Raw genomic sequence first — 6515 nt, forward strand, 5'->3', positions numbered from 1 at the left:
TTCTCTAGATTTCTCGTTTTCCCGCTTTCAATTCACCCGTACCTGGGACTGCTGCACGATGGCTACCCGCATGGTGGGATTGACGCGCGTATGGTACTCCCTGAGCTTTTCAATCAGCCTGTCGTTCAGACGCGTGCCCTGTGACAGCAGGCGCATGCCATTGCTGCCATATAGCCCTCTGCCGACTACCATGCCTGCCTGCAGCTTCTCAGGGTCGACCAGACTGAGGTACTCCCTGTCGCCCAGGTGGTAATAGTCTTCGATCACCTCTTTGAAGGTATCGACCAGCTCATAGGGAAAGTGCTTGTTCTTCACCAGTTCCAGTTGCTGCAAGGCGGCCTTGATGGCGCGGGGCGACTCGTCACCGTCGAGCAGCTCGTCAAAATACGTGGTAATGCCCGTGATCAGCGCGCCTTCACTGATAGCACCGCCAGACAGGTGATGAGGGTAGCCCGAGCCATCGATATGTTCGCGGTGGGCCAGAATAAAGCTGGCAGCCTGTTCCAGTTCGGGAGTGCCCAGTAACGCTGTACTGCTGGCAATGGGGTATTTTTCATATTCCGCCTGCTCAGCTTTACTCAGCTGACGAAATGGTGTGTTGAAGAGGTGACGCGGCATTCCCACCTTGCCGATGTCATGAAGTAAGGTGGCGAAGTAAGTCTGGCGTGCCAGTTCCGGTTCAAACTGCATGTGGTCAATCAGTAGCCGACAGTAGATACCTGCCCGAAAGGGTCGCTGCAGCAGCTGGCTGCGAAATCCTTCGAGCAGCTTGGCAAATACTTCAACCGTGCTGGAGTATGTGTCGCGCAGCGCCTCCTGCGTCTGGCTGACAAAGTTCAGCGTCTGCTCCAGCTCGGCTTTCAGTGCCTTATTGCTCTTTGCCAGGGTGTAGAGCATCTGTGACTGGCGACGCTTGGCCTGAGTCACCTTGATGCCTGCCTCAAGCACGTCCTGCAGATGCTGAATTTCCACGGGTTTAGTCAGAAAGCCATGGATCTTGCCGCGGTTAATGGCATCGATGGTGGAATCGAGATCAGGATTGCCGGTCAGGATCAGGCGAACGCTGTCCGGGCGTTTTTCCGCGGCCTTACTGAGGAAGGTGACTCCATCCATACCGGGCATGTACATATCGCTGATAATCAGATCGACGTATTGCTGCTCCAGCAGCGATAGTGCTTCTGCGGGCGATTGCAGGAAGTGCATTTCCCAGCCAGATTTACGCAGATTGCGGCGTAATGCCTCCAGCAGGCTGGGCTCATCGTCGAGAAAGAGAACATGGGGAACCTTGGTGCTCATGACGCCGGCCTCCATCCTAAACTGACTATCTTGTCTTTTATTTTTATCTATCGATATGTTGCCAGATCGGCAGCCAATATGCCAAAAGTTTATTTACGTACCCGTTAACCCTGCCTACCTTAGAAAGTGTTCTTGATCTCACGCATTCCGGCCACTTTGGTACATACATCAAGCCGACTTGCTCTGTTCTGGCCTTCTGCGCCCGTGGCTGCGGTCTGAAGCAACTTCACAAACAAGGAAACGTGCCATGCGCCTGCCATTTCGTCCGATTCCCGCAGTCCGAACCCGTTACCGCAGCAGTGCTGGCAGCTTTGCATTCGCAGTGCGGACTGCGGGCGCACTGGGCATCGCACTGGCTTGTTTTGTTATTACCGGATGTAATCAGAAGCCACAAGTGCAGGAAGCTGCCAATAATGCTGTGCCTCTGGTTAGCCCGGTAATGTCAGTGGCAACCAAAGCAGATACGTGTACTGATGTATGGCAGCCCGCACTGGAAATTATTGTGCTGGACGCTAATACAGCGGCGCCGGTAAGCTGCGGAGCAACCATTGAGGTACGCGATCAGGACTATTATGAGGAAGTAAAAAGCCTTGATCAGTATGACTGTAATCAGCGCTTTCCCTTGCAGGCGGCCTATGAGCGCGAAGGGACTTACCGCGTGACTGTCGAGCAGCGAGGCTATCAGCCCTGGTCCAGTCCACCAGTCGAAGTCAGGCGTGGCAGCTGTCATGTTCTGACAAAGCAGCTGGAAGTCAGACTCAAGCCTCTGTGACGGTTGTCTGATCTGAATATCACAGCATTGATCATTGCTCCCTCAGCCCACGACCATCATTCAGTCAGGAAGAATCTCAGGTGCAGAAAGTGGTTCGTCATCGTCGTGATGTTAAGTGGAACCGGCCATGCTGACAGTGTTCCGCTCTACACTGCTGTATCTGGCGTTGGCGGTGCTCAGCCTGCTGCTGACACATATCAACGCCGATGCCATCTATATATGGCTGGCGGACGCCTGGGCGCTGGCCCATTTGATGACCGAACCTGCCCGCCTGCGGCTGGCGAAACTGGCAGGCTTCTTTGGTGCTGGCGTTGTGGCCCGATGGTCCACGGGGGACTTTACCGCAGTCGCCGTTTTCTACTCTGCGGTACATGTGCTGCAAGTGGCGGCCATTCTGGTGGTGGCACAACGTTTTGTCAGCCTGCCACTCAACCGCCATGTGCTGGTGGAGAAGGTGCTGTATATCCTTTTTGCCAGTTCAGTCCTGTTCATACCTCTGGCGGCAGTGTGTGCCGCAGGGATGGCCGCCGGTGCTAACCGGGCCGAATTCAGTGAGGCGCTGGGCTCCTACTGGTTGAGTGGCGTCACGGGGCAGTGTCTATTGTTTATTCCTACCTTGCTGGCGGACCGGCAACGATGGCAGGAGTGGCGGCAGACCAGACTGGTTCTGGAGGTGGTCGGATGGTTCCTGATGACTCTGGCGAGCAGCTGGGTCATCCTTGATACCCTCACTTTTCCCTATATCTACGTTATCGTTCCGCTGGCTTTTATGGCCGTGCGCCTGGGGGGGTTTTTCACTGCGCTGGTGTCACTACTGGTGATTGTATGTGAAGCCGTCATGTTGCTGGTGTTCGGCGCTTCGCTCTCAGCCTTTTCAGATGTAAAGGCCGCCCAGAGTATCTGGGCGACCAGTGCCATGACGGTAGTGCTGGCATCACTGCTGGGGGTACTGCGTGACAATATGAAAGAGCGTAGCCGCAGGCTGTCAGAAAGTGAAAATCGTATTCGCGCTGTCCTTGACAACTCCGCTACCGGATTTGCCGTGTGCAATATCCAGGGCGAGATTCTCGAGATTAATCCCTATCTCTGCAGCCTGATTGGCGTCCGCTCTGCTCAGCTGATTGGCAAATCCTTTGCCGGACTGGTGGTCAGTGATGGTCACGATGAGCTGCAGCATGCCCTGAACCAATTGCAGAACAATGCCAGCCAGTACGTGCCCGTGCGCTGGCGGCTCGATGCCTGTGGCGGACTGCGCTGGGCCAAGGGGCGGGTGTCGTTGCTGCAGGCGAATCAGGAAATCCTGATTCAGCTGGAAGACATGAGTGACAGTGTGGCCAGCCAGCAGCACATCAAGCATCTCAAGGAGCGATTCGAGCTTGCACAACGATCCATGAAGCTGGGCGTGTGGGATTTTGATCTGCATAGCAACGAGGTGGTTTGGGATGAGTTTATGTATCACCTGTACGGTGTAGATGACTGCGGGCAGAAGCTGGACTATGACTTCTGGCGCTCCTTTGTTTTGCCGGAAGACCTGCCTGCGACAGAAGCTCACTTACAGCATTGCCTTGCTACGGGTACTGACTTTGATAGCGAATTCCGCATTCGTCTGCTTGATGGATCGATCAGGACGCTGCATGCCAACAGCCTGGCCCTGTTTGATGCCGGTGGCACCGCGGTGCGTATGGTCGGTGTCAACTGGGATGTGACAGAGCGCAGCAGGGCTGAACGCAAGCTGATGGAGCAGGATCACCGCTTGAAGCTGGCGCTGGATACGGTCAACGCGGGGGCCTGGGAGTGGCGGGTCGACACTAACGTCGGTTGGTGGGCAGAAAGTATCTATCGCATGTTTGGTGTCAGGGACATGAGCCTCAACCCCACTCATGAACTATGGTTGCAGAGCATCCATCCTGAAGATCGCGACCGGGCGCAGGAAACCGTAATGGAGGCGGTAGCGGCGAAAAAAAGCTACCGCATGGAATATCGGGTGTTATGGCCGGATGGCCAGATTCGCTGGATCGTCGACAGTGCCAATGCTGAGCTGGACAGCCAGGGTAAGGTCTTCCGGCTGTTTGGGGTCAATATCGATGTGACCGCCAGCAAACAGATCGAGCTGGCATTGCTCAGTGCGCGAGCACAGCTGCAGGGAGTCATCAACGCGGCCACTCAGGTTTCGATCATTGCGACGGATCTGTCGGGTACCATCACGCTGTTCAATACCGGCGCCGAGCGGATGCTGGGTTATCGCGGCGACATGGTGGTCGACAAGCTGACGCCAGCGGTCTTTCACCGGCCGGAAGAGTTTGCCGAGCGCAGCCGTCGACTGGAGCGTGAGCTGGGCTATCCCATTCGGGGCATGGAGGTGCTGACGGCGCGGGCCCGCAATGAAGGTGGTAGCGACGTCAATGAGTGGACCTATATTCGAAGTGACGGCCAGCCGCTGGCAGTGGTGGTGGCGACCACCGGTATTTTTGACGCGTCCGGCCAGCTGACCGGTTACCTCAGCATCGCCAACGATATCTCTTCCCTAAAGCAGACTCAGCAGGAGCTACTGGCTGCACGCGATCAGGCTGAGTCGGCCAACCGCGCCAAGAGCCTGTTCCTGGCTAACATGAGCCATGAAATCCGTACACCGTTGAACGCAGTGCTGGGCATGGCGCAGTTGATGATGAACTCACCAGTCAATGATGAGCAGAAAGAAGCGCTGCAGATGATCGCTGCCTCCGGGCAGGCACTGCTGGCCATCCTCAACGATATTCTCGACTTCTCCAAGATCGAGGCAGAACGGCTGGAGCTGGCACCGTCCCATGTCGATCTGGATGAGGTAATCGATACAGTGGCGTCGGTGATGTCCATCAACAGTGCCGACAAGCATCTTGAGCTGCTGATTGAGGTGCAGCCCTCAGTGCCGGGCAAGGTGTTCTGCGACGGTTTACGCCTCAAGCAGGTGCTGATGAATCTGTGCAGCAATGCCATCAAGTTCACGCTGGAAGGCGAGGTATGCCTGTCCCTGAGCTTCGATATGGACCACAGCGGCAAGTCATGGCTGGTCTGTACGGTGCGTGATACCGGCATAGGCATGACCGTCGAGCAACAGAGGCGCTTGTTCGTGCCCTTCAATCAGGCCGATAACTCTATGACGCGACGTTTTGGTGGCACCGGGCTGGGTCTGGTGATCAGTAAGCGTCTGGTGGAACTGATGGGCGGAAGCCTGACCTTTACCAGCGAGCCTGATAAAGGCAGCTGTTTTAACGTGCGCTTACCAGTGGTCTTTGCTGAACCCTGTAAGGCCAGTGGAGAGGCTCGGCGCTTGCTGTTGCTTTCACCCGGCCCATGGCTGGTCAGCAGTCTGGGCTCTATCAGTCAGCGCCTTGGCTGGCGTCTGGAGCGACATGGGCTTGAAGCGCTGGATACCATCGAGCAGCAAATTGACCCTTTAGACTACGATACCCTGCTGATCGATAGCCGTTTCGCCGTCGACAGCGTGGCAGACTGTCTGCAGCGTTTACCTGAGCTGAAACAATTGCCTGTGATTGTGCTGAGCCGGGCGGGTCGTCACTGGTCGGGTGAAGGTGCACTGGCCTTCAGCCAGAGCTACAACCTGTGTTCCCCGATAACACCGAACAAATTGCGCCATGCGCTGCGCGCTGCGCTATTGCGCGGAGCATCGTCTGGTATCCCACCGGAGCCGGGCAGTGAGCTGCGGTTGCCGCAACAACGTGAAATGGAGACGAGACAGGAGGTCTCTCCGGGTACTGAACAGGCACATCGCCGCGCAGAGATCAGCACAGAGAGCAGTGCAGAGCCTGTCAGGCGGGCCGCTCGCTGTCTGCTGGTGGAAGATAATGTGGTCAATCAGAAAGTCGCTTCACGTCTGCTGGCACGTCTGGGGGTTGAGGTGGATATCGCGCAGCACGGTCAGGAGGCGGTTGACCGGCTGCAGCTGCCGGGTGCGGATTTTGATGTAATCCTGATGGATGTGCAGATGCCAGTGATGGATGGCTTTACCGCAACGCGGGCGATTCGCCGGCAACTGCAGCTGAAAATACCTATCATTGCCCTGACAGCCGGGGTACTGGAGTCTGAGCGCCAACAGTGTATGGCCTGCGGGATGGATGATTTTCTGCCGAAACCGGTCAGCCTCACCATGCTCTATCAGTCGTTACAGAAGCTGCTGCCTGGCCGTATTGCCGAGGTGCAGGTGAAACCGCTGTTTAACGCCACGGGTGGCGAGCGTGAGGTCTCCTGACAGGCGTTTACTGCTACCCGTCATCCCTCGTGTTTTCTCACAGCACTGAAAATGTGCGTGTTTTAAATAATGATCACCTCGTGGTGCATTTTTCATCGGCTTTATGGATAATGGCGACCGTTTTTCGCGCTCTGAGGCCGGTCTGCTGACTGGCATGGAATGTGCTTTCTCAGGGCTAGGTGTGTAAACCCACCACGTTGT

The 6515-nt window shown here is 56.2% G+C and carries 3 protein-coding genes; 2 read left to right on the plus strand and 1 reads right to left on the minus strand.

Annotated elements, in window-relative coordinates:
* Positions 1-27: 27 nt before the first annotated feature.
* Positions 28-1296 (minus strand): HD domain-containing phosphohydrolase, encoded by a 1269-nt coding sequence (locus WH50_RS23605; RefSeq protein WP_165838543.1) that lies wholly within the window; start codon positions 1294-1296, stop codon positions 28-30.
* Between the two features lie 247 nt (positions 1297-1543).
* Here WH50_RS23605 and WH50_RS23610 point away from each other — a divergent pair, with 247 nt between their 5' ends.
* Both WH50_RS23610 and WH50_RS23615 read left to right on the plus strand, forming a co-directional pair.
* Entirely contained in the window at positions 1544-2068 is a 525-nt protein-coding gene (locus tag WH50_RS23610; RefSeq protein ID WP_110189663.1) for a hypothetical protein, read from the plus strand.
* 127 nt (positions 2069-2195) lie between these two features.
* Complete coding sequence (locus WH50_RS23615; protein WP_110189665.1) at positions 2196-6314, plus strand: PAS domain-containing protein; 4119 nt, start codon at positions 2196-2198, stop codon at positions 6312-6314.
* The last annotated feature ends 201 nt before the right edge of the window (positions 6315-6515 follow it).

It is taken from the genome of Pokkaliibacter plantistimulans (assembly GCF_003194385.1).
Classification (GTDB): Bacteria; Pseudomonadota; Gammaproteobacteria; order Pseudomonadales; family Balneatricaceae; genus Pokkaliibacter; species Pokkaliibacter plantistimulans.